At 31.4% G+C, this 23730-nt stretch carries 39 protein-coding genes and 1 tRNA gene; all 40 read right to left on the reverse strand.

Features of this window, described 5'->3' with window-relative positions; genetic code table 11:
* Window positions 1-114: 114 nt before the first annotated feature.
* The 40 genes from fumC to tuf all read right to left on the reverse strand — a co-directional run bounded on the left by fumC (window position 115) and on the right by tuf (window position 23713).
* Window positions 115-1506 carry a class II fumarate hydratase gene (fumC, locus tag IPH62_01535; GenBank protein ID MBK7103952.1) on the reverse strand — a complete coding sequence of 464 codons (1392 nt, stop codon included), beginning with the start codon at window positions 1504-1506 and terminating at the stop codon, window positions 115-117.
* 12 nt (window positions 1507-1518) lie between these two features.
* Window positions 1519-2151, reverse strand: coding sequence for a C40 family peptidase (locus tag IPH62_01540; protein ID MBK7103953.1), 633 nt, complete (start codon window positions 2149-2151; stop codon window positions 1519-1521).
* 6 nt (window positions 2152-2157) lie between these two features.
* Window positions 2158-3012 carry an RNA polymerase sigma factor RpoD/SigA gene (locus IPH62_01545; GenBank protein ID MBK7103954.1) on the reverse strand — a complete coding sequence of 285 codons (855 nt, stop codon included), beginning with the start codon at window positions 3010-3012 and terminating at the stop codon, window positions 2158-2160.
* A gap of 9 nt (window positions 3013-3021) precedes the next feature.
* The gene (locus IPH62_01550; protein ID MBK7103955.1) at window positions 3022-3294 is read right to left on the reverse strand and encodes a EutN/CcmL family microcompartment protein; all 273 of its coding nucleotides are present in this window, start codon (window positions 3292-3294) and stop codon (window positions 3022-3024) included.
* 12 nt (window positions 3295-3306) lie between these two features.
* A complete protein-coding gene (locus IPH62_01555) occupies window positions 3307-3582 on the reverse strand; it encodes a EutN/CcmL family microcompartment protein (protein MBK7103956.1) in 276 nt (91 codons plus the stop codon).
* Between the two features lie 95 nt (window positions 3583-3677).
* The gene (locus IPH62_01560; GenBank protein MBK7103957.1) at window positions 3678-4838 is read right to left on the reverse strand and encodes a phosphopentomutase; all 1161 of its coding nucleotides are present in this window, start codon (window positions 4836-4838) and stop codon (window positions 3678-3680) included.
* Between the two features lie 11 nt (window positions 4839-4849).
* Complete coding sequence (locus IPH62_01565) at window positions 4850-6724, reverse strand: GAF domain-containing protein (protein ID MBK7103958.1); 1875 nt, start codon at window positions 6722-6724, stop codon at window positions 4850-4852.
* Between the two features lie 80 nt (window positions 6725-6804).
* On the reverse strand, window positions 6805-7386 hold the full coding sequence (locus tag IPH62_01570; protein MBK7103959.1) for a YihA family ribosome biogenesis GTP-binding protein: 582 nt from the start codon (window positions 7384-7386) through the stop codon (window positions 6805-6807).
* 53 nt (window positions 7387-7439) lie between these two features.
* On the reverse strand, window positions 7440-8198 hold the full coding sequence (gene rplQ / locus IPH62_01575; protein ID MBK7103960.1) for a 50S ribosomal protein L17: 759 nt from the start codon (window positions 8196-8198) through the stop codon (window positions 7440-7442).
* Window positions 8199-8219: 21 nt separating this feature from the next.
* On the reverse strand, window positions 8220-9215 hold the full coding sequence (locus tag IPH62_01580; GenBank protein MBK7103961.1) for a DNA-directed RNA polymerase subunit alpha: 996 nt from the start codon (window positions 9213-9215) through the stop codon (window positions 8220-8222).
* A 37-nt stretch (window positions 9216-9252) separates the two neighbouring features.
* Complete coding sequence (gene rpsD / locus IPH62_01585; protein ID MBK7103962.1) at window positions 9253-9864, reverse strand: 30S ribosomal protein S4; 612 nt, start codon at window positions 9862-9864, stop codon at window positions 9253-9255.
* A 19-nt stretch (window positions 9865-9883) separates the two neighbouring features.
* Entirely contained in the window at window positions 9884-10270 is a 387-nt protein-coding gene (rpsK, locus tag IPH62_01590; GenBank protein MBK7103963.1) for a 30S ribosomal protein S11, read from the reverse strand.
* A 29-nt stretch (window positions 10271-10299) separates the two neighbouring features.
* A complete protein-coding gene (gene rpsM, locus IPH62_01595) occupies window positions 10300-10680 on the reverse strand; it encodes a 30S ribosomal protein S13 (GenBank protein ID MBK7103964.1) in 381 nt (126 codons plus the stop codon).
* A gap of 23 nt (window positions 10681-10703) precedes the next feature.
* A complete protein-coding gene (rpmJ, locus tag IPH62_01600; protein ID MBK7103965.1) occupies window positions 10704-10817 on the reverse strand; it encodes a 50S ribosomal protein L36 in 114 nt (37 codons plus the stop codon).
* A gap of 10 nt (window positions 10818-10827) precedes the next feature.
* A complete protein-coding gene (gene infA / locus IPH62_01605) occupies window positions 10828-11046 on the reverse strand; it encodes a translation initiation factor IF-1 (protein MBK7103966.1) in 219 nt (72 codons plus the stop codon).
* The gene (map, locus tag IPH62_01610; GenBank protein ID MBK7103967.1) at window positions 11046-11807 is read right to left on the reverse strand and encodes a type I methionyl aminopeptidase; all 762 of its coding nucleotides are present in this window, start codon (window positions 11805-11807) and stop codon (window positions 11046-11048) included. The genes infA and map overlap by 1 nt, the downstream gene beginning before the upstream one ends.
* A gap of 9 nt (window positions 11808-11816) precedes the next feature.
* Window positions 11817-13154 carry a preprotein translocase subunit SecY gene (gene secY, locus IPH62_01615; protein ID MBK7103968.1) on the reverse strand — a complete coding sequence of 446 codons (1338 nt, stop codon included), beginning with the start codon at window positions 13152-13154 and terminating at the stop codon, window positions 11817-11819.
* A complete protein-coding gene (gene rplO / locus IPH62_01620; GenBank protein MBK7103969.1) occupies window positions 13154-13615 on the reverse strand; it encodes a 50S ribosomal protein L15 in 462 nt (153 codons plus the stop codon). The genes secY and rplO overlap by 1 nt, the downstream gene beginning before the upstream one ends.
* Window positions 13616-13624: 9 nt before the next feature.
* Entirely contained in the window at window positions 13625-13807 is a 183-nt protein-coding gene (gene rpmD, locus IPH62_01625) for a 50S ribosomal protein L30 (protein ID MBK7103970.1), read from the reverse strand.
* Window positions 13808-13822: 15 nt separating this feature from the next.
* Complete coding sequence (rpsE, locus tag IPH62_01630; GenBank protein MBK7103971.1) at window positions 13823-14335, reverse strand: 30S ribosomal protein S5; 513 nt, start codon at window positions 14333-14335, stop codon at window positions 13823-13825.
* Between the two features lie 22 nt (window positions 14336-14357).
* Window positions 14358-14428: transfer RNA gene (locus IPH62_01635), tRNA-Gln, on the reverse strand.
* A 4-nt stretch (window positions 14429-14432) separates the two neighbouring features.
* Window positions 14433-14786, reverse strand: a complete 354-nt coding sequence (locus IPH62_01640) for a 50S ribosomal protein L18 (protein ID MBK7103972.1) — start codon at window positions 14784-14786, stop codon at window positions 14433-14435.
* A 16-nt stretch (window positions 14787-14802) separates the two neighbouring features.
* Window positions 14803-15339, reverse strand: coding sequence for a 50S ribosomal protein L6 (rplF, locus tag IPH62_01645; protein MBK7103973.1), 537 nt, complete (start codon window positions 15337-15339; stop codon window positions 14803-14805).
* Window positions 15340-15360: 21 nt separating this feature from the next.
* Window positions 15361-15756 carry a 30S ribosomal protein S8 gene (rpsH, locus tag IPH62_01650; protein ID MBK7103974.1) on the reverse strand — a complete coding sequence of 132 codons (396 nt, stop codon included), beginning with the start codon at window positions 15754-15756 and terminating at the stop codon, window positions 15361-15363.
* 18 nt (window positions 15757-15774) lie between these two features.
* Entirely contained in the window at window positions 15775-16044 is a 270-nt protein-coding gene (gene rpsN / locus IPH62_01655; GenBank protein ID MBK7103975.1) for a 30S ribosomal protein S14, read from the reverse strand.
* Between the two features lie 9 nt (window positions 16045-16053).
* Window positions 16054-16680 (reverse strand): 50S ribosomal protein L5, encoded by a 627-nt coding sequence (rplE, locus tag IPH62_01660; GenBank protein ID MBK7103976.1) that lies wholly within the window; start codon window positions 16678-16680, stop codon window positions 16054-16056.
* A gap of 24 nt (window positions 16681-16704) precedes the next feature.
* Window positions 16705-17031: a 50S ribosomal protein L24 gene (gene rplX / locus IPH62_01665; protein MBK7103977.1), complete on the reverse strand. Its 327-nt coding sequence runs from the start codon at window positions 17029-17031 to the stop codon at window positions 16705-16707.
* Window positions 17032-17042: 11 nt separating this feature from the next.
* Window positions 17043-17411, reverse strand: a complete 369-nt coding sequence (rplN, locus tag IPH62_01670; GenBank protein MBK7103978.1) for a 50S ribosomal protein L14 — start codon at window positions 17409-17411, stop codon at window positions 17043-17045.
* Window positions 17412-17436: 25 nt separating this feature from the next.
* The gene (rpsQ, locus tag IPH62_01675; GenBank protein ID MBK7103979.1) at window positions 17437-17694 is read right to left on the reverse strand and encodes a 30S ribosomal protein S17; all 258 of its coding nucleotides are present in this window, start codon (window positions 17692-17694) and stop codon (window positions 17437-17439) included.
* A gap of 26 nt (window positions 17695-17720) precedes the next feature.
* Window positions 17721-17927, reverse strand: coding sequence for a 50S ribosomal protein L29 (gene rpmC, locus IPH62_01680; GenBank protein ID MBK7103980.1), 207 nt, complete (start codon window positions 17925-17927; stop codon window positions 17721-17723).
* 17 nt (window positions 17928-17944) lie between these two features.
* Window positions 17945-18361 (reverse strand): 50S ribosomal protein L16, encoded by a 417-nt coding sequence (gene rplP / locus IPH62_01685; protein ID MBK7103981.1) that lies wholly within the window; start codon window positions 18359-18361, stop codon window positions 17945-17947.
* Between the two features lie 20 nt (window positions 18362-18381).
* Window positions 18382-19023: a 30S ribosomal protein S3 gene (gene rpsC, locus IPH62_01690; protein ID MBK7103982.1), complete on the reverse strand. Its 642-nt coding sequence runs from the start codon at window positions 19021-19023 to the stop codon at window positions 18382-18384.
* On the reverse strand, window positions 19024-19383 hold the full coding sequence (rplV, locus tag IPH62_01695; GenBank protein MBK7103983.1) for a 50S ribosomal protein L22: 360 nt from the start codon (window positions 19381-19383) through the stop codon (window positions 19024-19026).
* A gap of 17 nt (window positions 19384-19400) precedes the next feature.
* Window positions 19401-19691 carry a 30S ribosomal protein S19 gene (rpsS, locus tag IPH62_01700; GenBank protein ID MBK7103984.1) on the reverse strand — a complete coding sequence of 97 codons (291 nt, stop codon included), beginning with the start codon at window positions 19689-19691 and terminating at the stop codon, window positions 19401-19403.
* An 8-nt stretch (window positions 19692-19699) separates the two neighbouring features.
* The gene (gene rplB, locus IPH62_01705) at window positions 19700-20527 is read right to left on the reverse strand and encodes a 50S ribosomal protein L2 (protein ID MBK7103985.1); all 828 of its coding nucleotides are present in this window, start codon (window positions 20525-20527) and stop codon (window positions 19700-19702) included.
* Between the two features lie 23 nt (window positions 20528-20550).
* The gene (gene rplW, locus IPH62_01710) at window positions 20551-20844 is read right to left on the reverse strand and encodes a 50S ribosomal protein L23 (GenBank protein ID MBK7103986.1); all 294 of its coding nucleotides are present in this window, start codon (window positions 20842-20844) and stop codon (window positions 20551-20553) included.
* A 14-nt stretch (window positions 20845-20858) separates the two neighbouring features.
* Complete coding sequence (gene rplD / locus IPH62_01715; protein ID MBK7103987.1) at window positions 20859-21485, reverse strand: 50S ribosomal protein L4; 627 nt, start codon at window positions 21483-21485, stop codon at window positions 20859-20861.
* Between the two features lie 14 nt (window positions 21486-21499).
* On the reverse strand, window positions 21500-22123 hold the full coding sequence (rplC, locus tag IPH62_01720; GenBank protein MBK7103988.1) for a 50S ribosomal protein L3: 624 nt from the start codon (window positions 22121-22123) through the stop codon (window positions 21500-21502).
* 12 nt (window positions 22124-22135) lie between these two features.
* Complete coding sequence (gene rpsJ / locus IPH62_01725; GenBank protein MBK7103989.1) at window positions 22136-22444, reverse strand: 30S ribosomal protein S10; 309 nt, start codon at window positions 22442-22444, stop codon at window positions 22136-22138.
* Between the two features lie 60 nt (window positions 22445-22504).
* The gene (gene tuf, locus IPH62_01730; protein ID MBK7103990.1) at window positions 22505-23713 is read right to left on the reverse strand and encodes an elongation factor Tu; all 1209 of its coding nucleotides are present in this window, start codon (window positions 23711-23713) and stop codon (window positions 22505-22507) included.
* Window positions 23714-23730: the final 17 nt, after the last annotated feature.

The following is a 23730-nucleotide window of genomic DNA, read 5'->3' on the forward strand; positions in this document are numbered from 1 at the left end:
CCGTTCAAAATTACTTAATTTTCGATAATAAAAATTGTATTTTTTTATAAAAAATTCGAAAAGTTTTTAAATAAATTTTAGGATAGTAAAGTTTTTTACTATCCTAAAAATTGTTTAGCTTTTTGGACCAATCATATTTTCTGGTCGAACAAATTGTTTAAATTGTTCTGATGTTAAAAGTCCTAAAGCTATTGCGGCTTCCTCCAAAGTTGTATTTTCGGCATGAGCTTTTTTGGCAATTTTTGCGGCATTATCATATCCAACATGCGGATTTAACGCAGTGACTAACATTAATGAGTTTGTTAAATGTTTTTGAATATTAACACTATTTGCTTCAATTCCAACAACACAGTGATCTGTAAAACTTTCGCAAGCATCTGCAAGAAGGCGAATTGACTGAAGTAAATTAAAAATCATTACAGGCTTAAAAACATTTAATTCAAAATTTCCGCTTGCACCGCTGAAATTTATTGTTGTATCATTTCCCATTACTTGAGCACAAACCATTGTCATTGCTTCTGATTGAGTTGGATTTACTTTTCCCGGCATTATTGAACTTCCGGGTTCATTTTCTGGTAAACTAAGTTCACCGATTCCACAACGCGGACCAGAGCCAAGCCATCTTACATCATTTGCAATTTTCATTAGTGATGCTGCTAAAGTTTTTAGAACGCCACTTGTTTCAACAATTGCATCATGCGCTGCAAGAGCTTCAAATTTATTTGGTGCAGATGTAAATTTATTTCCGGAAATTTCTGAAATTTTTTGTGCTGATAATTCGGCAAATTTTACGTGTGTATTTAATCCGGTTCCAACAGCCGTTCCGCCAAGTGCCAATTCAGATAATCTTGGTAAACATCCATTAATTCTATCTAATCCATAATTTAATTGTTGAACATATCCGGAAAATTCTTGTCCCAATGTTAACGGAACTGCATCCATTAAATGCGTTCTTCCGATTTTGATTATACCTACAAATTCTTCCGATTTAATTTTTAATGCCTCTCGAAGTTTTGTTACCATTGGAATTAATCTTCTATAAATTTCTTCAACAGCGGCAATATGCATTGCGGTTGGAAAAGTATCATTTGAAGATTGAGCTTTGTTTACATCATCATTTGGATGAATTGGTTTTTTGCTTCCAATTACTCCGCCGGCTAATTCAATTGCTCGATTTGAAATAACTTCATTTGCATTCATGTTTGTCTGAGTTCCGCTTCCAGTTTGCCAAACAACTAGCGGAAAATGTTCGTCAAGTTTTCCATCAATAACTTCTTGCGCGGCATCAGAAATTAATTTAGCTTTTTCTTCACTTAACATTCCTAACTCTTGATTTACAATAGCTGCAGCTTTTTTAAGAATTCCTAGTGCGCGAATCATTTCTCTCGGAAATCTTTCTCCGCCAATTTTAAAATTCATTAATGATCTTGCAGTTTGCGCTCCGTAATATTTATCAACTGGAACTTGAACTTCGCCCATGGTATCTGTTTCAATTCTAAAATTCATTGTGTCCTCATTTTAATTATTTTTTATTGTTACTCTATTTGCACCGACAAATCTTTTTAAATAATATTCTTCGTTCAATGATGAAATGATAACCCCACTAGATGTACTTGCGTGAGCAAATAAATCGTCATTTAAATATATTCCAACATGACCCGGAAAATTTTTATTTGATGTATTAAAATAAACTAAATCGCCAAATTTTAACAAAGTTTTATCGTTAAAGATTTCATTTATTTTATATTGATCTCTTGCTGTTCTTGGTAAATCAACATTTAAACTATTATAATAAACCGTTTTTGTAAAACCGGAACAATCAAAACCATCTTGTGTTGTTCCTCCCCGCCGATATGGAGTATCCAAGAACTTAATAATTTCATCTAAAAATTTTTCTTTTTTATTATTTGATTCAATCGATTCGTAAATTTTATCAACTAATGATTTTTGTTCAACTTCAACATTTTCTATGGGAATGTGCGGAATTGCTTCTTCCTCAACTTCTTGGTTTACTCTCGGAAGGTTTGTCGGTTTATTAATTTTTACAACTTTTGTGTTTTTTTGAATGTAATTTGACGACGAACATGAAGTAATAAATATTGCAATAATTATTATTAGAAATAATTTTAATTTTTCTAAAAGTTTATGCATTATTAATTACCCAAGATATGCTCTCAAATTCTTGCTTCTTGAAGTATGTCTTAGTCTTCTAATTGCTTTTTCTTTTATTTGTCTTACTCTTTCTCTTGTAAGATTAAACTGTTCGCCAATTTCTTCAAGAGTTAGAGAATGCTCGCCATCAAAACCAAAATATAAACGAATAACTTCAGATTCTCTTTCAGTCAATGTAGAAAGCGCTCTTTCAATTTCACTTTTTAATGAATCGGACATCAACGAATTATCCGGTAAAGGATTTTCATCACTTTCTAAAACATCTAACAAACTATTTTCTTCACCTTGCGTAAAAGGAGCATCCATAGAAATATGTCTATTTGACATTTTCAAAGTTTCTGAAACTTCTTCCAAATCCATTTCCAATTCATTTGCAATCTCTGATGCGGTTGGCTCGCGTTCATATTCTTGTTCAAGACTACTATAAGCTTTTCCAATTTTATTTAATGCACCAACTCTATTTAATGGAAGTCTAACAATTCTTGATTGCTCAGCTAATGCCTGTAAAATAGATTGTCTAATCCACCAGACTGCATAAGAAATAAATTTAAATCCTCTCGTTTCATCAAATCTTTTTGCGGCTTTTATTAATCCTAAATTACCTTCATTTATTAAATCACCAAGAGATAAACCTTGATTCTGATATTGTTTAGCAACGCTTACAACAAATCTTAAATTTGCTTTTACTAATTTTTCTAATGCAACTTGATCGCCATGTTTTATACGAATTGAAAAATCAATTTCTTGATCCGCATTAAGTAATTCAACTTTGCCAATTTCTTGTAAATATTTATCAAGCGAGTGACTATCACGATTTGTAAATTGTTTAGAGATCTTCAAAAGATTCTCCTATTTAAATTCTGAATTAATCGAATCAACAATGCCAACTATAGATGCATCTACGGGAGCCATTTTTACATCCAAAGGAATTACAGCTTCTGTAGATGTGATATAAAAAATAACTTCACCTGGTCCGGCACCAATTGTATCTAAAGCAATAATTGGAGCTCCAATTTTTTCCAATATAGAATTCATTGGTTGAACAAGCTGCATTTTATAACTTTTTAAAGTTTCGTATTTTCTTGTAGCCCAAATTGTTCCTATTACTTTTCCCAATAACATAAATATATTTGCCTATTCTTTTACAGATACATCAAGTTTATCAACAATTGCCATAATAACAGCATCAACCGGTTTGTCTTTAGTCTGCAAAGTTAATCTTGCCGAGCTTCCGCTTGCGTATAAAACAACTTCTCCAACTCCGGCACCGACAGAATCAATTGCAACAACGAAATTATTTTTCTGTTTGTATTCCAAATCAAGTTCCCTTACAATTAAAAATTTTGATCCAATTAATTTTTCATCTTTTCTTGTTGACCAAACAGTACCGATAACTTTGCCTAATACCACTTTTAATTCCTGTAATTTATGAATACTTGATTCTAATATTAACTTCTTTATTTTAATTTTTCAAGGTCGATAAATAAATCAAAAATTTATCTATATTAATTTAGAAAACTTTTTCCGGAAAAATTATTTTCGATTTGATAAAAATCTGCAATAGTTTTTGCGATATCTGCAAATGTTTTTCTGATTCCTAAATTTTTAGATTTATTAACTTTGGCATAATAAATTAACGGAACATATTCTCTGCTGTGATCCGTACTGATTGTTGTAGGATCATTCCCATGATCTGCAGTAATAATTAATCTATCTGAAGGATCAAGCAATTCTAAAATTTGCGGCAGAAAATCGTCAAACTCAATTAGAGCTTTGTGAAATCCTTCCGGATCATTTCGGTGTCCGTAATAAACATCAAAATCAACTAAATTTATAAAGATTAAACTTTCCTTTTCAGATTTTAAACTTTCAATAATTTTCTGCATTCCTTCTTTATTTGATTTAGATTTTACTTGTTTATTTATTCCGCAATAATTAAAAAGATCATTTACTTTTCCAATTGCAACTGTGTTAATATTATTGTTTTTAAGCAAATCAAGAATTGTATCAGAAGGCGGATTTAGTGAAAAATCTTTTCTGTTTGTTGTTCTTTTAAAATTTCCGATTTCACCAAGAAAAGGCCGAGCAATAATTCTTCCAACCGCATGTTCGTTAACACAAATTTTATTTCTTGTAATTTCACAAATTTCGTATAATTTTTCACAAGGAATAATTTCTTCATGAGCGGCAATTTGAAAAACCGAATCAGCAGAAGTATAAACAATCGGGAAGCCGGTTGCTAAATGTTCTGCACCAAATTCTTCAATAATTTCCGTACCCGAAGCGGGTTTGTTTCCTAAAAATCCATTTAAATTATTTTCATCAAGAAATTTTTGCATTATAGATTTTGGAAATCCATTTGGATATGTTGGAAAATCGAAATCAATATTTAATCCGCCTATTTCCCAATGCCCTGTTGTGGAATCTTTTCCGGTGGAAACTTCATTCATTTTACCGTATGATGCAATTGGATTTTCAATTGAAGGGTAATTGTAAATTGAAGCAATATTTGCCAATCCCATTTTTTGCAAATTAGGAAGTTTTAATCCGCCAACAAATTTGGAAATATTTCCAAGTGTATTACTTCCTTTATCACCAAACTTTTCTGCATCTGGTAATTCTCCAATTCCAACACCGTCTAAAATTACCAATAAAAAATTTTTCAATTCTATTCCGTTCAGTTTATACTTTTTACGGTATTCCCGCCTTTTTGAATTGCTTTGTTTAATGCAAGTTCAGCATTTTTTAATATTTCTTCAACTTCGGTTTTTTTATGTGCTGCAGCAACACCAATTGAAACCGTAAAAGTAGTTTGTTTGGATACTACGGATATTGGCTTTCGCGCAATTTTAATTCTTAATTTTTCAGCCCAGAGAAAAACATCTTTCGTTGTTGCATTAAAGAAAAATACGCCAAATAATTTTTCATTTAATCTGCCGACTAAATTTAATGGACTAATTTCGGATCTTATTGCTTCATTTATTGATGCTAAAACTTTAGGAAAAGGATCCGTTTCAAAAAGAGAACGTTCTTCTAAAAATTCATCAATCTGTATTAAAGCCAATGAACTTGGGGCATCAAACTCTCTTGCTTTAATTAAATCGGATTCTATATGTTTCAAAAAAGAATCATAAGTTAATGATCTTGTTTCAACATCCACACTTAATAATTTTTTAAGAATTGTATGTGTTGAATAAGTATAAACAAAAAAAGAAAATATTTTTACAGCATTTCTCATAAACTTGATATCAGAATTTGAATAAATCTTTTTCTTCAAGCTTTCAAAACATAATACTCCAAAATTTTGATTATCATAAACTAATGGCAATGCTAAGAATGAACCGCCCAAACCTACATCTTCATTTTTTATAAATCTTGTAAATTGATTAGTTGCCGTATCCTCAATATTTACGGGCATTCCGCTTAATACGGCTTTACCGACTAACGTTCCCTCAAGTTCAATTTCTAAATTTTCGCCAATATATTTGAGTGATGTTTTATTATCAACTTTCGTAATAATAAATTTTTGTTTCGTTGGTTCAAAATAAACAAAGCTGAATGCATCATAATGAAGTAAATTTTTAATTGTAGTATCAATTGTTTCAATTATGTCTTTATCGTTATCAAATTTCTTTTCAGTTTTAAGAATACTTAAAAGTGTTTCCAACCTATTTTCCGCAGTTGATCCGGAAAATTTTTCATCAAACAGCGAAATTATAATTGCAATAATTCTAACAAATCTTCCCAAGGAATAAACGGTTTCAATTCCAAATGCATCCGGAGCCTTTGAATCAACAACCAAAACACCGGTTAAAGTTTTGGCAAAAAACAAAGGAACACCAACCAAACTTTTAATTCCCTGTGCATTATCATAATATCTTATTACATCCATTTCAGCATTTGTAGAAATTTCTGTTAGATGAACTGGTTCTTCGTTGTGAACAATTTTGCTAATTATATCATCTTCAAGCGGAAAATTTTTCTTTGTTATTGCTTCAGGAGAATTGCTAAAATATTTCTGAAGCGTTAGTTCCTGCCGTGTTTCATTATACCAAAAGAAAATTACGGTATTTGCTAAATAAGCATCCTTAATTACATTAAGAATTTTTTCCAACACAAATAAAAATTGCTCATCACTATTTATATCAGCCGGAAGTTCTTCGGTAATTATTTTTCCGAATTGCTCTTTTAGTTCATCCGGACTAACTAAATGTTTTAATCCGGTATTTAAAACCGGTTTATAATTATGCTCAGTAATTATTGAATTTGAAGATTTTTTGCTGATGATTTTTACATCTTCACCAAGATCAGTATCATATGAAGGATTTTGGTATTCTTCTTCGTCATCATTGTGTGAAGAGCTGTCATCATCAGAAAGTATATCGCGCATTCTAACTGAATCTCGAAGAAAAATTATGAAAGCAACATAAATAACAAGTATTCCCGCAGAAATAGATTTTATTATGATATCCTCAGATAATATGGGAATAATTGCCAAAAGCGGAATGATTGAAAAAATTAGTATTCTTTTCTTATTTCTTGAACTAAACATTGGATTAAATTTAGTTAAAAGTCAAAATTAATTTAATTTTTTTTATTCAATAATAATAATAAAAGTTTTGATAAATAGCATTAAAGGAATAATTTAGATAATCTTATTTCAACTTCTTTCTTACCTATTTTTTTCAATGATGAATATAAAAAGAGATTGTCTCCCAAATTTAGTTCCGGGAAAATATCTTTTGTTATTTTAATTGATTTTGACTTTTCAGCTTGAGAAAGTTTATCAACTTTTGAAAGTAAAACAACGTAAGGAATTTCACTTTCGTTTAGCAATCTATTTAATAAAATATCCAAATCGGTTGGTTTATGTCTGCTATCAATTAAATGAAATGCCAAAGAAATATTTTTACTTCTTGTCAAATATTCATGAATTAATTTCTGCCATTTAACTTTTTCCGATACCGAAATTTTTGCATATCCGTAACCGGGCAAATCAACAAAGTGAAATTTATTCTCTGTTAAATAGTAATTTACTGATCTTGTTTTTCCGGGAGTTGAACTTGTTTTTGCAACATTTTTTTGTTTTGATAAAGAATTAATAAATGTGGATTTCCCAACATTTGAACGACCGCATAAAACCACTTCCGGAATTGGTTCATTTGGCAAATTTTTAATTTCAAAAATTGATTTGGTAAATTTTATATCAAGCATAAATAAAAAGAGCAGCTTGAAGCTGCTCAACTAAATTAAAGCTTTATTAAAAATTATTTGGCTTTTCCGCCGATTAATTCATCTTGCAATTTTTTTAATTCATCCCATCTTCCATCGGCAGCTAGTTGAGATTGTGTCGGCCATGTTTCAGGATCATGTGATTTAAATTTACTTCCAGCATCATATAATATTTCTCTAAGTTTTACAACTTCTGTTTCTGCAAGTTTAGCAAAAGTTGTAATTCCAGCATCAACAAGCAATTCAGATATTTTTGGTCCAATTCCTTCAATTTTAGTTAAATCATCAGCATCACTTGATTTTTCCTCAACTTTATCTTCAATTACTTCTTCTGTAACTTTTTCAATATTTGCAGGAACTTGTTTTGTTTCTACCTTTGTTTTTGCTTTTGGTTCAGCTTTCTTTTTACTTGTTTTTGATTTATTTGAATTAATATCATTATAATCTACTAATTCAATAATTGCCATTTCGGCTGCATCACCTAATCTATTTCCCAATTTAACAATTCTTGTATAACCGCCGGGTCTATCACCAATTTTTTTAACTACTTCAGTGAATAACTCTTTAATTATATCTTTATCATTTATATGACGTGCAACAAGCCTTCTTGCATGAACAGAATCATCTTTTGCTTTAGTTATTAAAGGTTCAACAAATAATCTCATTTGTTTTGCTTTTGCAACTGTGGTAGTTATTTTTTTATGTTTTATTAACGCAGTTGCTAAAGAACGCAAAGTTGCTGTTCTGTGTGAAGCTGTCCTTCCTAATTTTCTTCCTTTAACTCTATGTCTCATTATTTCAACCTTTTACAGAAATTAATTATTATCAGATTTATCGTTAATGTATTTGTCTACATCCATTCCAAATTCTAAATTATACTGATCAACAATTTCCATCAACTCAGCAAGAGACTTTCTTCCAAAGTTTCGGAATTTTAACATTTCACTTTCATCTTTGCGAACCAAATCGCCCATAGTTTTAATATTTGCAGCTTTTAAGCAGTTATGTGATCTAACACTTAATTCCAAATCATCAACATTTGTTATAAGAATTTTTCTAATTCTTTCAAATTCAAGATCTTTTTCGTTATCAACTTTATCTTCTTCTTGCTCAACATCAAAATTGATAAACATATTAATATGATCTCTTAAAATTACGCCAGCGCCGGACATTGCTTCTTCAGGAGTAACTGATCCATCTGTCATAACTTCTAAAACTAATTTTTCGTATTCGTTACTTTCGCCAATTCTAACGTTTTCAATTTCGTATTTAACATTTTCTATTGGTGAAAAAATGGAATCTATTGGAATTATTCCAATTGTTTGATCTGGAATTGTTTGTTTTGAAGCCGGAACATATCCTTTTCCAAATCCAAATCTAATTTCCATATTTAATTTTGCACCGGCACTTAATGTTGCAATATGCTCATCTGGATTCATAACTTCAATATCGGGGCAACTTTTTAACAAATCGCCAGCTTTAAATTCACAAGCACCGTTTAACGAAATATCAAGTTTGTTTGTCTGCTTATTTGTAATGTTGATTCTAACTTTTTTTAGATTAAGAATAATTTCAGCAACATCTTCAACAACGCCCGGAATAGTTGTAAATTCATGCAAAACGCCATCAACTTTAATTGCTGTAATTGCAGCACCAGTTAAAGAAGAAAGTAAAACTCTTCTAAAAGCTGTTCCCAAGGTAACACCAAAACCTCGTTCCAATGGTTGAATTGTGAATTTGCCATATTTTTGATTTGATGAGGCTTCATCTAAAATAACACCATCTGGCATTTTAATAAAGGGATAACTCATTTAATATCCTCTAATTTGAATTTCTATTTAATTACAATTATTTTGAGTATAACTCAACAATCAATTGCTCGTTTACATTTATTGGAATTTCACTTCTTTCCGGAAGTTTAAGCAATTTCCCCGAAAGATTAGCTTTTTCAACTTCAATCCATTCATAAGGATTTGATTTTCTGATTCTCAAAGCATTATGAAAAACATCCATTTTTTTACTTTGTTCTTTTACGCTTATAACATCACCAACTTTCAACAAGTATGATGGTATATTTACTAAACTTCCATTTACATTGAAATGTCTGTGTAATACTAATTGGCGAGCTTGTGCTCTTGAATTAGCAAACCCAAGTCTAAAAACAGTATTATCAAGTCTTCTTTCTAATAATTGCAAAAGGTTTTCACCGGTAATACCACGCATTCTTTCAGCTTTTTTAAATAAATTTCTAAATTGTCTTTCAAAAAGCCCATACATTATTTTCAGTTTTTGTTTTTCTTTTAACTGTAAACCATAATCAGAAACTCTTTTTCTTCCAGCTCCATGTTGACCTGGACCATATGGTTTATTACCTAAAATTTTATCAAATTTGGGATTACCAAAAATATTTTCGCCAAACTTTCTAACCAATTTTGCTTTAGGGCCGGTATATCTTGCCATCTATATTATTTCCTTTTAATTATACTCTTCTACGTTTTGGTGGTCTACATCCATTATGCGGAATTGGAGTTATGTCTTTAATTGACATTATATGTAATCCGGCAGTATTTAATGCTCTAATTGCTGCATCTCTGCCAGAGCCTGGTCCTTTTATAAAAACATCAACTCTTTTTAATCCAAGATCATGAGCTTCTTTTGCTGCAACTTCAGATGTAACTTGGGCTGCAAAAGGAGTATTTTTTCTTGATCCTTTAAATCCGTTTTTACCAGCAGATGACCAAGAAATTGTATTTCCGTAAACATCCGTAATTGTTACAATAACATTGTTAAATGTTGCCTTAACATGCGCTACACCTACCGCATCAACATGAATTTTCTTTTTAGATTTTCTTGTAACTTTAGCCAAGATAAAACTCCTTAAAAATTAAATTTATATTACTTGAGACCTGGTTTTTTCTTACCTGCAACTGTTCTTTTCTTACCTTTTCTTGTTCTTGAATTGGTTTTCGTTCTTTGTCCTCTTACCGGCAATCCTCTTCGGTGTCTAATGCCTCTGTAGGTTCCAATATCCATAAGTCTCTTAATATTTTGCTGAACTTCACTTCTTAAAGCACCTTCAACCTTAATTTCGGCTGTCATTATTGCTCTAATTTTAGCAACTTCTTCTTCTGTTAAATCAGCAATCCTTTTGTGTGGATCAACTTTAGCTTTTTCTAGAATGTACATCGAAGTATGCTGTCCAATTCCATAAATATAAGTTAACCCTATAAAAGTTTTTTTCTGTTTTGGTAAATCAATTCCTGCGATTCGAGCCAAACTATTTATCTCCTAAATTTGGTTTAACCTTGACGTTGTTTATGTTTTGGATTCTTGCAGATTACTCTTACAGATCCGTTTCTTTTAATAATTTTACAATTATCGCACATTTTCTTTACAGACGCTCGAACTTTCATTATAGCTCCGTTATTTATACCTATATGTTATTCTACCCTTGTTCAAATCATACGGTGATAATTCAATTGCAACCTTATCACCAACTAAAATTTTAATAAAATGCATTCTCATTTTACCAGAAATATGTGCTAAGATTTCATGTCCATTTTCTAACTTAACATTAAAATGAGCATTTGGAAGTGTTTCTGTTATAATTCCATCTACTTTAATTGAATCTTGCTTTGCCATTAACACACTGATAAAATTTCTGGAAATCCATTTATTATAGCAATTGTATGCTCAAAATGAGCAGATGCTTTACCATCTTTTGTTACAACTGTCCAACCATCCGGCTTTACCCTTACTTCAAAAGTTCCAATATTAATCATTGGTTCAATCGCAAAAGTCATTCCGTTTTTTATTTTTGCACCACTATTAACTCTTCCAAAATTTGGTATTTGCGGATCTTCATGCAAATATTTTCCAACACCATGTCCGCAAAGATCTTTAACTACTGAAAATCCATGTCTTTCGACATATTCTTGAATTGCAAAAGAAATATCACCTACTTTATTATTTTCTCTTGCTTGTTCAATTCCCATATAAAGGGATTTTTCAGTAATTTCCAGCAAAGATTTTTTTTCTTCTGAAACTTTACCTATTGCAACAGATAAAGCTGCATCTCCAAAATATCCATTCTTTTTAACACCAACATCTATCGAAAGTAAATCACCTTCAATTAAAACTCTGCTACTTGGTATTCCGTGAACAACTTCCTCATTTAATGAAGAACAAATAGTACCCGGAAAATCCATTGAACCGGCTTGAGAATATCCTTTGAAAGCCGGAATAGCATTATTACTTAAAATATAATCTTCAGCTATTTTATCTAATTCTAAAGTTGTTTTACCAACTTTTGCATAACTTTTTACTAATTGTAAAGTTTCAGCAACTAATCTTGAACTTTCCCTAATAAAATCAATTTCTTTTTGACTTTTTATTAAAATCACAAAGAGTAATTACCTTCTGCCTTTTATTTTACCGGATTTCATAAAGCCATCATAATGACGCATTAGCAAATGAGATTCAATTTGCTGTAAAGTATCTAAAGCAACTCCAACTAAAATCAGTAAACTTGTACCACCGAAGAAAGATGCAAAAGATCCGGAAACGCCAAGTTTGGAAATGAACGCTGGTAAAATTGCAATTATTGCTAAAAATATTGATCCAGGCAATGTAATTTTTGTTAAAATATTATCAATGAATTCTGAAGTTTGCTTCCCAGGACGAATACCGGGTACAAACCCACCTTGCTTTTTCATAGTTTCTGCAACTTCCTGCGGATTAAAAGCTATTGCTGTATAAAAGTAAGTAAAGAACACAATAATAATTGCATATATAAAAGAATATGTAAAAGATGTATAATTAAAATAACCAACTATACTCTGTATAAATTCATTATCTGGAAAGAAAGATAATACTGTACTAGGAATAAACATAATTGCCTGAGCAAAAATAATTGGCATAACTCCAGCAGTGTTAACTCGTAAAGGAATATATTGAGTTACTCCGCCGTAAACTTTTCTTCCAACAACTCTTTTTGCATATTGCACAGGAATTCTTCTTGTTCCTTGAGTAACAAGTACAATTCCAGCAATTATAAAAACCATAACTACTAATATTGCTATTTCAACAATTATATTTCTTGTTCCAGCACTTATCAATCTTGCTTCATCTAATAGAGCAAATGGTAATCTGTTAATAATATTGATAAAAATAATTAATGATATTCCGTTGCCAATTCCCTTTTCAGTAATTTGTTCACCCATCCACATCATAAAAATCGTTCCGGCAACAAGTATAATTACAGATGAAAGAACAAATCCAAATCCTCTTACTTCTTCCGGGACAACCGGAACTCCGTTAAATGATAAATTCATTATAACGCCGGTTACAATTCCAAGAGATTGAAACAAAGAAATAAAAACTGTTCCATATCTTGTTAATTGAGTAATTTTCTTTCTTCCTTCTTCACCTTCTTTTTGCAGCTTTTGGAAATAAGGAATTACCGCACCACCTAATTGAATTATAATAGATGCAGAAATATATGGCATAATTCCCAATGCAAAAATTGCTGCATTTGAAAATGCACCGCCCGCAAACATATCATATAAACCAAGCAAATTATCAGCAGTTTTATTTGCCATTGCTTCAGCAAGTAAATATGAATCAATACCTGGTAACGTAATATGCGCGCCAACTCTAACAATAATTAATAATCCTAAAGTATAGAGAATTCTATCTCTAAGCTCATGAATTTTAAATATGTTTCTGAAAGTATCCTGAATTCTGCCCATTAATCTTTAATCTCGTTTAATTTTCCACCAGCAGCTTCAATTTTTTCTTTTGCTGATTTGCTAAAATATTTAGCATCAACATTTAATTTTGCTGAAATTTGACCATTTCCTAAAATTTTAAATGGTTCATTAATATTTTTAATTAATCCATTTTTGTGAAGAATTTCTGCATTTACGGAATCTACTATTTTTTTAGAATCAAATAATTTCTGCAAAACTTCAACATTTATTGGCTGATAATAAACTTTGAAAATATTGGTAAACCCTCTTTTAGGTACGCGTCTTTGTAGAGGCATTTGTCCGCCTTCAAACCAAGCTCTAAACTTATGACCGGAACGTGATTTTTGACCGTTCATTCCTTTTGTTGCCGTACCGCCATGTCCGCTGCCCTCACCACGACCAATTCTTTTTCTTTTTTTAATTGATCCTTCAGCATATTTAAGATTACTTAAAATATCCATTTTAAATCCTTAGTCTACTATTTCTTCAAATTTTACTAAATGATGAACTTTATTTATCATTCCTCTAATTTGAGGAGTGTCATTATGAATTTTGCTATAATTAGGTCTGCCTAATCCAAGCGCTTTTATTGTTAATTTTTGATCTTTTGGACGATCAATAACGCTTTTTGTCTGTGTAATCTTTAATTTCATTAATGTAGTTCCCTATTAAACAGCAAATAACTGATTAATTTCCATATTTCTTTTTGCTGCCATTGTTCTTGCATCAATAAGATTTAATAATCCTTGCAAAGTTGCTTTAACTTGATTATGAGGATTGCTTGAGCCTAAAGATTTAGTTAATATATCTTGAGCACCAGCCATTTCCAAAACTGCTCTAACTCCACCGCCCGCAATAAGTCCTGTACCGGGAGAAGCAGGTTTTAATAATACTTTTCCAGCACCATATTTTCCAATAATTGTATGTGGAATAGTTCCTTTATTTAGCGAAATTCTATAGACATTTTTCTTTGCATCATCAATACCTTTTGAAATTGCATCTGTAACTTCATTTGCTTTACCAAGACCAATACCAACATGACCATCGCCATCACCAACAACAACTATAGCATTAAAGCTAAATCTTCTACCGCCTTTTACAACTTTAGCGACACGATTTATGTGAACTACTTTTTCTTTTAATCCTTCTAATCCACTAACTTTTCTATGCTTCAATTTTATACTCCTTAATTACAATATTTTGTTGCCGGAAGAGGACTCGAACCTCTACAGACGGCGTCAAAGACCGTTGTCCTACCATTAGACGATCCGGCACTAATTAAAATTTTAAACCGCCTTCTCTTGCTCCTTCGGCAATTGCTTGAACTCTACCATGATATCTATAACCAGATCTATCAAATACAACCGAACTTATTCCTTTTTCTATGGCTTTCTGTGCTAATAATTTACCAACTAATTTACTTTTAGCAATTTTAGTTTTTGTATCTTTTATTTCAACTTGTATATCCTTTGATAAGGATGATGCAGCTACTAAAGTTGTTCTATTCACATCATCAATTACTTGCGCATAAATTTGATTCAAACTTCTAAAAACAGCAATTCTTGGTCTTTCAGAAGTTCCAGAAATTTTTTTGCTAACTCTAATTTTATTTTTTAATCTTTTTTCTTTCATTTTAAATTCCCAAACCCTATTTACCAGCTGTCTTGCCAGCTTTACGAATAATTGTTTCGTTAGAATATTTTATACCTTTACCTTTATATGGTTCAGGTTTTCTGATTGATCTAATTTTTGCTGCAATTTGTCCAACTAATTCTTTATCACAACCGGAAATTTTAATTTGAGTTGGAGTTACTACTTCCAATTTAATTCCATCCGGAGGCATAAAAAATATTGGATGTGAATAACCAATCGTAAAAAGAATATTACTTTCTTTCTGTTCAGCTTTATATCCAACACCAACAATATCAAGTGTTTTTGAAAAACCTTGAGAAACGCCTTCCACCATATTATTAATTAGAGCTCTTGTTAAACCATGTAAAGCTCTATTTTCCCTTAAATCATTTGGTCTGGTTACAAGAACTTCAGAACCTTCTACATTTATTTTAATATTTGGATGAAAAGATTTTTCAAGCTCGCCTAATTTACCTTTAATTTTAATTGAATTTCCTTTTTGTGAAAATTCAATATCTGCAATATTTATTGGTTTTTTACCAATTCTTGACACTTTTATTCTCCGTAACTTAAATTACCAAATATGACAAATTATTTCGCCGCCAATAGATTCTTTTTTTGCTTGTTTATCTGACAACAATCCCTTTGAAGTTGAAATAATTGCTAAACCCAATCCATTTAAAACTCTTGGAATACTATCTTGATCACAATAAGATCTCAAGCCAGGTGTACTAATTTTTTTAAGACCAGTAATTGATGATTGTCCATTGCTATATTTTAAGTGAATTCTCAAAACATTTTGTTTGTTATCTTCAACAACATTATAATCTTTTATAAAGTTTGCATCTTTAAGGATTTCACTCATTCTGACTTTCATTTTAGAAGAAGGAATATCTACAAATTTCTTTTTAGCACTAATTGCGTTTCTAACTCTTGTCAAAAAATCTGAAATCGGATCTGTAACTGCCATTAAATTTATCTCCTCCTTTTACCAGCTTGCTTTTTTAATTCCGGGAATTTCACCTTTGAGAGCCATCTCTCTAAAAACTAATCTTGATACACCAAATTTTCTTGAATATGCTCTTGGTCTACCAGTTATAACGCATCTGTTACGCAATCTAATTTTCGAAGAATTTCTTGGAAGTTTTTGAAGTTCATCCCATTCTCCCTTTTCCTTCAATTCTTTACGTAAAGCTGCATATTTTTCAACTAATTTTTTGCGTTTTTCTTCTCTGGCTAACAAACCTTTTCTTGCCATAAAAATTCCCTAATTATTAATTTCTTTTTTCTTAAATGGAAAACCAAATGCTTTTAACAATTCAAACGATTCCTGATCTTTACCGGTTGATTTCATAACAAAAGTTATGTCCATTCCTAAAACTCTTGTAACTTTATCAATATTTATTTCAGGAAATATAATCTGCTCTTTAACACCAAGCGTATAATTTCCTCTTCCGTCAAACGATTTATCGGAAACACCTCTAAAATCTCTAATTCTCGGCATTGCTATTGTTATTAAACGATCTAAAAATTCATACATTCTATCTCTGCGCAAAGTAACTTTAGCACCGATTTTCATTCCCTCTCTTAATTTGAAGTTAGAAATAGCTTTTTTTGCAGTTCTAATACTAACTTTTTGTCCGGTTATAGTTTCTAAATCTTTGACTGCTTCATCTAATACTTTAGAATCTTGAACCGCTGCTCCAAGTCCCATATTTACAACAATCTTATCAAGTTTAGGAACTTGCATAACATTTTTATATGAAAACTGTTTCATAAGCGCAGGAACAATTTCACTTTTATATTTCTCATACAAACGAGGAGAAACTTTTACTTGTGGTGTTTGCTCTTTAACTGCTTCTTTTTTTGATACTTTTTTAGTTTTTTCTGCCATTTTTTTCTCAATAGTCATTTATGTTTATGACAACATTTCTCCACTGGATTTACTTACTCTTACAGATTTCTTTTTTCCAGTTTTATCATCAATTATAATTTTTTTTCCAATTCTTGATGGTTTATTAGTTTTGGGATCCAATAACATTACATTTGAAGAATGAATTGGAGCTTCTTTTTCAATTATTCCTCCTTGCGGGTTTTTCTGATTTGCCTTAGTATGTCTTTTTCTTAAGTTCACACCTTCAACAATAACTCTGTCTTTTTTAGGAAATACTTTTAAAATTTTGCCGGTTTTTCCTTTAAAGTTACCCGAAATTACAATTACATTATCTTCTTTTTTAACTCTCATTAAAATCCTCTTTATAATACTTCAGGTGCTAATGAAATAATTTTCATAAATTTTTTATCTCTTAATTCTCTTGCAACTGGACCAAAAATTCTTGTTCCTCTTGGTTCATCTTGTGCATTTAATAAAACCGCAGCATTTTCATCAAATCTAATATATGATCCATCTTGACGTTTAACTTCTTTTTTTGTTCTCACAATTACTGCTTTTGAAACTTCGCCTTTTTTAACTCCCGCATTTGGCAACGCAGTTTTGACTGAAACTACAATTAAATCACCAACGCTTGCGTATCTTCTGTTACTTCCGCCTAACACTCTAATACATCTTACTTTTTTCGCACCGGAGTTATCAGCTACCACTAAATTTGTCTCTTCTTGTACCATTTGAAATAAAATCCCCTATAAAACCTTATTTAGCTTTTTCTAAAATTTCGACTAATCGCCATTTTTTTAATTTACTTAATGGTCTCGTTTCCATTATTTTAACTGTATCACCAACTCCGCATTCGTTTTTTTCATCGTGAGCCATAAATTTTGTAGTTTTTTTATAGTATTTTCTATAAAGAGGATGTGCAACTTTTCTTTCCATAGAAACAATAATGCTTTTATCCATTTTTGTTCCGACAACTATTGCAACTCTTGTTTTTCTTAGGTTACGATTTTCCATTTATTAAAAATTACTCCCGAATTATTTTACTTTTGTGCTGATGTTTTAAGTTGTCTTTCTCTTAAAAGAGTCTTCATTTTAGCTATATCTTTTTTAACTGTTTTTAACTTTGAAGTATTAGTTAAATTTTTTAATTCATGCTGAAATCTTAAATCAACTAAATTGAGTTCTTCTTCATTAATTCTTTTTACAATTTCTTCATCAGACATTTCAACAATTTCGTACATTTTCATTGTGTTCTACCTCAAAATTATTCGAAATCTGGTCTTGCAACCACTTTAGTTTTAATTGGTAATTTATGTGATGCAACACTTAAAGCTTCAATAGCTAATTCTTTTGTAACACCACCAACTTCAAACATAATTCTTCCTGGTTCAACAGGTGCAACCCAAAATTCCGGAGCTGCTTTTCCTTTACCCATTCTTGTTTCTAATGGTTTTTTAGAAACTGGTTTTGTAGGAAATATTTTTATCCAAACTTTTCCATCTCTTTTCATTTTTCTTGTAATTGCAATTCTACAAGCTTCAATTTGCCTGCTGTTTATCCAAGCCGGCTCAAGTGCTTTTAGACCCATATCCCCAAAAGCTACACGCGCGCCTCTTGTAGCTTTACCTTTCATTTTGCCGCGTTGGGCTTTTCTAAATTTTACTCTTTTTGGCATTAACATAAAAAAAACTCCTCGTTATCTTATTCGGTTACTCTTTTGCCTAAAATTTCGCCGCGACAAATCCAAACTTTTACTCCAATTGCTCCGTAAATTGTATGAGCTGTTGTTGTTGCATAATCTATATCAGCTCTTATTGTATGTAATGGAATTCTTCCTTCTTTATATTGTTCGGTACGAGCCATTTCTGCTCCTCCTAATCTTCCAGCACACATAACTCTTATTCCTTCAGCACCCATTCTCATTGAAGAAGTAATTGCTTGTTTCATTGCTCTTCTAAAAGAAACTCTTCCTTTTAATTGTGTAGCAATATTTTCTCCAACCAAAAATGCATCAAGTTCTGGTCTTTTAATTTCATTTATCTGTACTTTAACTTCTTTATTTATAACTTTCTTTAATTCTTGCTCTAATTGAGAAATTTCTTTTCCACTTTTTCCAATAACAACGCCAGGTCTTGATGTATGAATTGTTAAAATTACATTTTTTGAAGTTCTATTAATAATAATTCTTGATACACCAGCTTTTGTTAATCTTTGTCTAATATAAGACCTAATTTCCTTATCTTCTTTTAATTTTGAAGCATAACTTTTACTTTCATACCAATTTGATTCCCAACCACGAATTTTTCCTACTCTAAGACCTATTGGATTAGTTTTTTGACCCAATTAACCCTCCTGCAAAGTTTTTTTTAACGCTACCACAATTGTTACATGATTTGATCTTTTTATTATTTTATAAGCTCTTCCCATTGGTGCCGGCAGAATTCTTTTGATTGAAGGACCAGCATTAACATAAGCTTCTTTAACAAATAAATCCGAAGGTTCATGCTTTGACTGTTCATCCTTATTAAAAAGATTAGATATTGCTGATCTTAAAACTTTTTCCGCATCTTTTGAAGGATGTTTTGGATTAAAGTGAAGAAGTTCAATTGCTTTATCAACTGATTTTCCTCTTATTAGATCAATAACTAATCTCATTTTCCTTGGTGATGTACCAATGTATCTGTGAGTAGCTTGTGCTTCCATTAAAATTTTCCTCAAACCTATTTTTTCATTTTTGAAGCTTTTTCAGCTTTAGTACCTGGATGACCTCTAAATATTCTTGTAGGCGAAAATTCACCTAATTTATGTCCAACCATATTTTCAGAAATATAAACTGGAATCATTTTATTGCCATTGTGTACCGCAATTGTATGTCCAACAAATTCTGGTGAAATTGTACTAGATCTTGACCATGTTTTAATAATTTTTTTCTGTCCAGATTGATTCATTGTTTGAACTTTTGCAAGTAATTTTAAGTCAATAAATGGACCTTTTTTAACCGATCTTGGCATAATTTACTCTAGCTTTTTCTTCTTTTTATGATATATTTATTTGATTCGTTAACAACTTTTCTAGTTTTCAAACCTTTAGCTTTTTGTCCCCATGGTGATACAGGATGGCCGCCACCTGAAGTTTTACCTTCACCACCACCCATTGGGTGATCAACTGGGTTCATCGCAACACCTCTAACTTTTGATCTTCTTCCTAACCATCTTGTTCTACCAGCTTTTCCTAAACTAATATTCTCATGCGATGAATTTCCGACAGTTCCGTAAGTTGCTTTACATTCAACACTTACTAATCTTACTTCACCGGAAGGCATTTTCAGTTGTGCATATTTTCCTTCGCGAGCAGTTAATTGAATTTCAGCTCCGGCAGATCTTCCAATTTGTCCGCCTTTACCAGGTTTTAACTCTACATTATGAATAACACTTCCTAAAGGTAAATCTTTTAATTTTAATGCATTTCCAATTCGAATTTCACTGCCTTCTCCGGATTGAACAATACTTCCAACAACCAATCCATTTGGAGCTAAAATATATCTTTTTTCACCATCAATGTAATGTAATAAAGCTATTCTTGCTGATCTGTTTGGATCATATTCTATTGAAAATACTTTTGCCGGAATTCCATCTTTATCACGTTTAAAATCTATAATTCTATATTTTCTTTTATGTCCGCCGCCAATATGACGTGATGTAACTCTTCCAAGATTATTTCTTCCACCAGATTTATTCAATGATGAAGTTAATGATTTTTCTGGTTCAGATTTTGTAATTTCCGCAAAATTGGAAACCGACATAAATCTTGTTCCGGGTGTATTTGGTTTAAATTTTCTTATTGCCATTATTAAATTACTCCAGTACTAAACTAAGCTTCACCAAACAAATCTATAGTTTGACCTTCTTTTAAGGTTATAATTGCTTTTTTAAAGGAAGCGGTTCTACCTTCAAATCTACCTTTTTTAGTAAATTGTGATTTTCTCTTCCCTTTATATTTTATTGTATTTACATAAACAACATCTACATTAAATTTCGTTTTAATTGCTTTTGCTATTTCAATTTTATTGGAGTTTACATTAACAACAAATCCATATTGCTTTTTTTCTTCGGATAAAGCATTCATCTTTTCTGTAATTAAAGGTCTAATTAATATGTTTCTCATTTTCTACCAACAATTTAATTTAGAATTTTTTCAATTTTTTCTATTGCACCTTTTTGAACTAGTAAAATTTGATTGTTCAAAAGATCATAAGTAGATGCATTAGTTGCTTCTAAAATGTTTATTCTATCAACATTTCTTCCGGATTTATAAACATTTACCAAATTATCAGCTGTTAGAAGTAATGTTTTTTTGCCATCAAGTTTTAGTGATTTCAAAATTGATATAAAATCTTTTGTTTTTGGTGAATCAAAATTGAAATCTTCAACAACAACAATTTGTTCAGCTTTTGCTTTATATGATAAAGCTGATTTTCTTGCAAGTTTATTCACTTTTTTATTTATGGTTAGTGAATAATTTCTTGGCTTTGGACCGAAAATAGTTCCACCGCCAACCCACAAAGGAGATCTTGAAGAACCAGCTCTTGCTCCGCCTCTTCCTTTTTGCTTCCACGGTTTTTTACCACCGCCGCTAACTTCATTTCTTTCTTTTGCTTTATGTGTGCCTTGTCTTTTATTTGCTAAGTGAGCCTTAACAGATAAATAAATCACATGATCGTTTGGTTCAATTCCAAATATACTCTCATTAAGAGTAATTTGATTACCAGTTTTCGAACCATCTATTTTATAAACATCTAAATTCATCTATGTACCAAAAATTACTTATTGATTTCAATTATAGAATTAATAGCTCCAGGAACAGGTCCCTTTACTAATATTAAATTTTTATCCGGAATAATTTTAACAATCTTAACACTCTTTATTGTTTTTCTATCATTTCCAGTTCTACCAGCCATTCTCTGACCTTTGAAAACTCTTGATGGGAATGAGCTTGCTCCAATTGATCCGGGAGCTCTTAAACGATCGCTCTGCCCATGAGTTGTTCCACCAACTCCGCCAAAACCATGTCTTCTCATTACACCTTGAAAGCCTTTTCCTTTTGTAGTTCCGGTAACAGTAACTTTATCACCTTCATTAAAAAGACTTGTATTTAAATCTTCGCCAATATTAAGCTCGTCAACATTTGAGTAATTTTTAAATTCACGCAAAATATGTGCAGCTTCGGAATTCATTTTAGCGAAAAATACTTTTTGTGAATTATTAAGATTTTTTTGTTTTCTACGTCCAAATCCCAATTGAATTGCTTTATAACCATCTTTTTCAATTGTCTTTTTTGCAAAAATTTTGCAAGGACCAACCTCAAGAATGGTAACTGGTAAAAAGTTCCCTTCTTGATTGAAAACATTTGTCATTCCTAATTTTTTTCCTAACAACCCTGGCATTTTAAATTCCTATTATAACTTAATCTCTATATCAACACCCGCCGGTATATCCAATTTACTTAAGGAATCGACGGTTTTGTTATTTGAATTATGAATATCAATTATTCTTTTATGAGATCTAATTTCAAATTGATCTCTTGATTTTTTATCAACGTGCGGTGATCTTAAAACTGTATATAATGTTCTGTCTGTCGGCAATGGAATAGGTCCAGATACAACAGCTCCAGTACTTTTAACAGTTTTAATAATTTTATCTGTAGATTTATCAATCAAAATATGATCATATGATTTTAATCTAATTCTTATTTTTTGACCAGCCACTTTTTCTCCAACATTTAATTTAGCTTGAGTTAATTAGCTCAAGCTAAATATTATATAATTTTATTGATAAATTTTTGTAACGAGTCCAGCACCAACTGTTCTACCGCCTTCACGAATAGCAAATCTTAAACCTTCATCCATTGCTATTTCAGTAATCAATTCAACTTTCATATTTACTTTATCTCCGGGCATAACCATTTCTGTACCTTCTGGTAAAGTTGCAACACCAGTTACGTCGGTTGTTCTAAAATAGAATTGTGGGCGATATCCGTTAAAGAATGGTGTATGTCTTCCACCTTCTTCTTTTGATAAAATATAAACTTCCCCTTCAAAAATTTTGTGAGGTGTAATAGACCCGGTTTTTGCAAGAACCATTCCTCTCTGAATTTCATTTTTATCAACGCCTCTCATCAAAATACCAGCATTATCACCAGCCATAGCTGCATCTAATTCTTTTCTAAACATTTCAATACCGGTTACAACTGTTTTCTTATGAACTCCAAGACCAATCAATTCAACTTCTTCACCTAATTTAACTTGTCCTCTTTCTACTCTACCTGTAGCAACTGTTCCACGACCAGTAATTGAGAAAACGTCTTCAACTGGCATAATAAACGGCTTATCTACACTTCTTTCGGGTATTGGAACATACGAATCAACTGCATCCATAAGTTCCCATATGCAATTCATTCTTTCATCAGTTGCTGGAATTGAATCATCACTTGATGCTTCAAGAGCTTTAAGTGCAGAACCTTTAACAATTGGAATTTCATCACCAGGGAATTCATATTGAGTCAGCAATTCTCTTAATTCCATTTCAACTAAATCAATAAGCTCAGGATCATCAACCATATCAACTTTATTCATAAATACAACCATTTTAGGAACACCAACTTGACGAGCTAAAAGTATATGTTCACGAGTTTGAGGCATAGGTCCGTCAGTAGCGGCAACAACAAGGATTGCACCGTCCATCTGAGCAGCACCGGTAATCATGTTTTTAACATAGTCAGCATGGCCAGGACAATCAACATGAGCATAATGTCTGTTAGCAGTTGAATATTCTACATGTGCTGTAGCAATAGTAATACCTCTTTCTCTTTCTTCAGGTGCGTTATCAATACTATCAAAAGTTCGTTTTACAGAAAGTCCTTTTTTAGATAATGACATTGTAATTGCAGCTGTTAGAGTAGTTTTACCATGATCAACATGTCCAATAGTACCAATATTAACGTGAGGCTTACTCCTATCAAATTTTTCTTTTGCCATTGATTCTCTCCTTGTTG

The sequence above is a fragment of the Ignavibacteriota bacterium genome, from assembly GCA_016708125.1.
In the GTDB taxonomy this organism is placed as follows: domain Bacteria; phylum Bacteroidota; class Ignavibacteria; order Ignavibacteriales; family Melioribacteraceae.

Coding starts and splice junctions, on each gene's coding strand:
- fumC (MBK7103952.1), bottom strand. CDS start 1,506: ATGAATTTTAGAATTGAAACAGATACCATGGGCGAAGTTCAAGTTCCA.
- IPH62_01540 (MBK7103953.1), bottom strand. CDS start 2,151: ATGCATAAACTTTTAGAAAAATTAAAATTATTTCTAATAATAATTATT.
- IPH62_01550 (MBK7103955.1), bottom strand. CDS start 3,294: ATGTTATTGGGAAAAGTAATAGGAACAATTTGGGCTACAAGAAAATAC.
- IPH62_01565 (MBK7103958.1), bottom strand. CDS start 6,724: ATGTTTAGTTCAAGAAATAAGAAAAGAATACTAATTTTTTCAATCATT.
- IPH62_01570 (MBK7103959.1), bottom strand. CDS start 7,386: ATGCTTGATATAAAATTTACCAAATCAATTTTTGAAATTAAAAATTTG.
- rplQ (MBK7103960.1), bottom strand. CDS start 8,198: ATGAGACATAGAGTTAAAGGAAGAAAATTAGGAAGGACAGCTTCACAC.
- IPH62_01580 (MBK7103961.1), bottom strand. CDS start 9,215: ATGAGTTATCCCTTTATTAAAATGCCAGATGGTGTTATTTTAGATGAA.
- rpsD (MBK7103962.1), bottom strand. CDS start 9,864: ATGGCAAGATATACCGGCCCTAAAGCAAAATTGGTTAGAAAGTTTGGC.
- rpmJ (MBK7103965.1), bottom strand. CDS start 10,817: ATGAAAGTTCGAGCGTCTGTAAAGAAAATGTGCGATAATTGTAAAATT.
- infA (MBK7103966.1), bottom strand. CDS start 11,046: ATGGCAAAGCAAGATTCAATTAAAGTAGATGGAATTATAACAGAAACA.
- secY (MBK7103968.1), bottom strand. CDS start 13,154: ATGGGCAGAATTCAGGATACTTTCAGAAACATATTTAAAATTCATGAG.
- rplO (MBK7103969.1), bottom strand. CDS start 13,615: ATGGATATTTTAAGTAATCTTAAATATGCTGAAGGATCAATTAAAAAA.
- rpmD (MBK7103970.1), bottom strand. CDS start 13,807: ATGAAATTAAAGATTACACAGACAAAAAGCGTTATTGATCGTCCAAAA.
- IPH62_01640 (MBK7103972.1), bottom strand. CDS start 14,786: ATGAAAGAAAAAAGATTAAAAAATAAAATTAGAGTTAGCAAAAAAATT.
- rpsH (MBK7103974.1), bottom strand. CDS start 15,756: ATGGCAGTTACAGATCCGATTTCAGATTTTTTGACAAGAGTTAGAAAC.
- rpsN (MBK7103975.1), bottom strand. CDS start 16,044: ATGGCAAGAAAAGGTTTGTTAGCCAGAGAAGAAAAACGCAAAAAATTA.
- rplE (MBK7103976.1), bottom strand. CDS start 16,680: ATGGCAGAAAAAACTAAAAAAGTATCAAAAAAAGAAGCAGTTAAAGAG.
- rplX (MBK7103977.1), bottom strand. CDS start 17,031: ATGAGAGTTAAAAAAGAAGATAATGTAATTGTAATTTCGGGTAACTTT.
- rplN (MBK7103978.1), bottom strand. CDS start 17,411: ATGGTACAAGAAGAGACAAATTTAGTGGTAGCTGATAACTCCGGTGCG.
- rpsQ (MBK7103979.1), bottom strand. CDS start 17,694: ATGGAAAATCGTAACCTAAGAAAAACAAGAGTTGCAATAGTTGTCGGA.
- rpmC (MBK7103980.1), bottom strand. CDS start 17,927: ATGAAAATGTACGAAATTGTTGAAATGTCTGATGAAGAAATTGTAAAA.
- rplP (MBK7103981.1), bottom strand. CDS start 18,361: ATGTTAATGCCAAAAAGAGTAAAATTTAGAAAAGCCCAACGCGGCAAA.
- rplV (MBK7103983.1), bottom strand. CDS start 19,383: ATGGAAGCACAAGCTACTCACAGATACATTGGTACATCACCAAGGAAA.
- rpsS (MBK7103984.1), bottom strand. CDS start 19,691: ATGCCAAGATCGGTTAAAAAAGGTCCATTTATTGACTTAAAATTACTT.
- rplB (MBK7103985.1), bottom strand. CDS start 20,527: ATGGCAATAAGAAAATTTAAACCAAATACACCCGGAACAAGATTTATG.
- rplW (MBK7103986.1), bottom strand. CDS start 20,844: ATGAGAAACATATTAATTAGACCTTTAATTACAGAAAAGATGAATGCT.
- rplD (MBK7103987.1), bottom strand. CDS start 21,485: ATGAATTTAGATGTTTATAAAATAGATGGTTCGAAAACTGGTAATCAA.
- rplC (MBK7103988.1), bottom strand. CDS start 22,123: ATGCCAGGGTTGTTAGGAAAAAAATTAGGAATGACAAATGTTTTCAAT.
- tuf (MBK7103990.1), bottom strand. CDS start 23,713: ATGGCAAAAGAAAAATTTGATAGGAGTAAGCCTCACGTTAATATTGGT.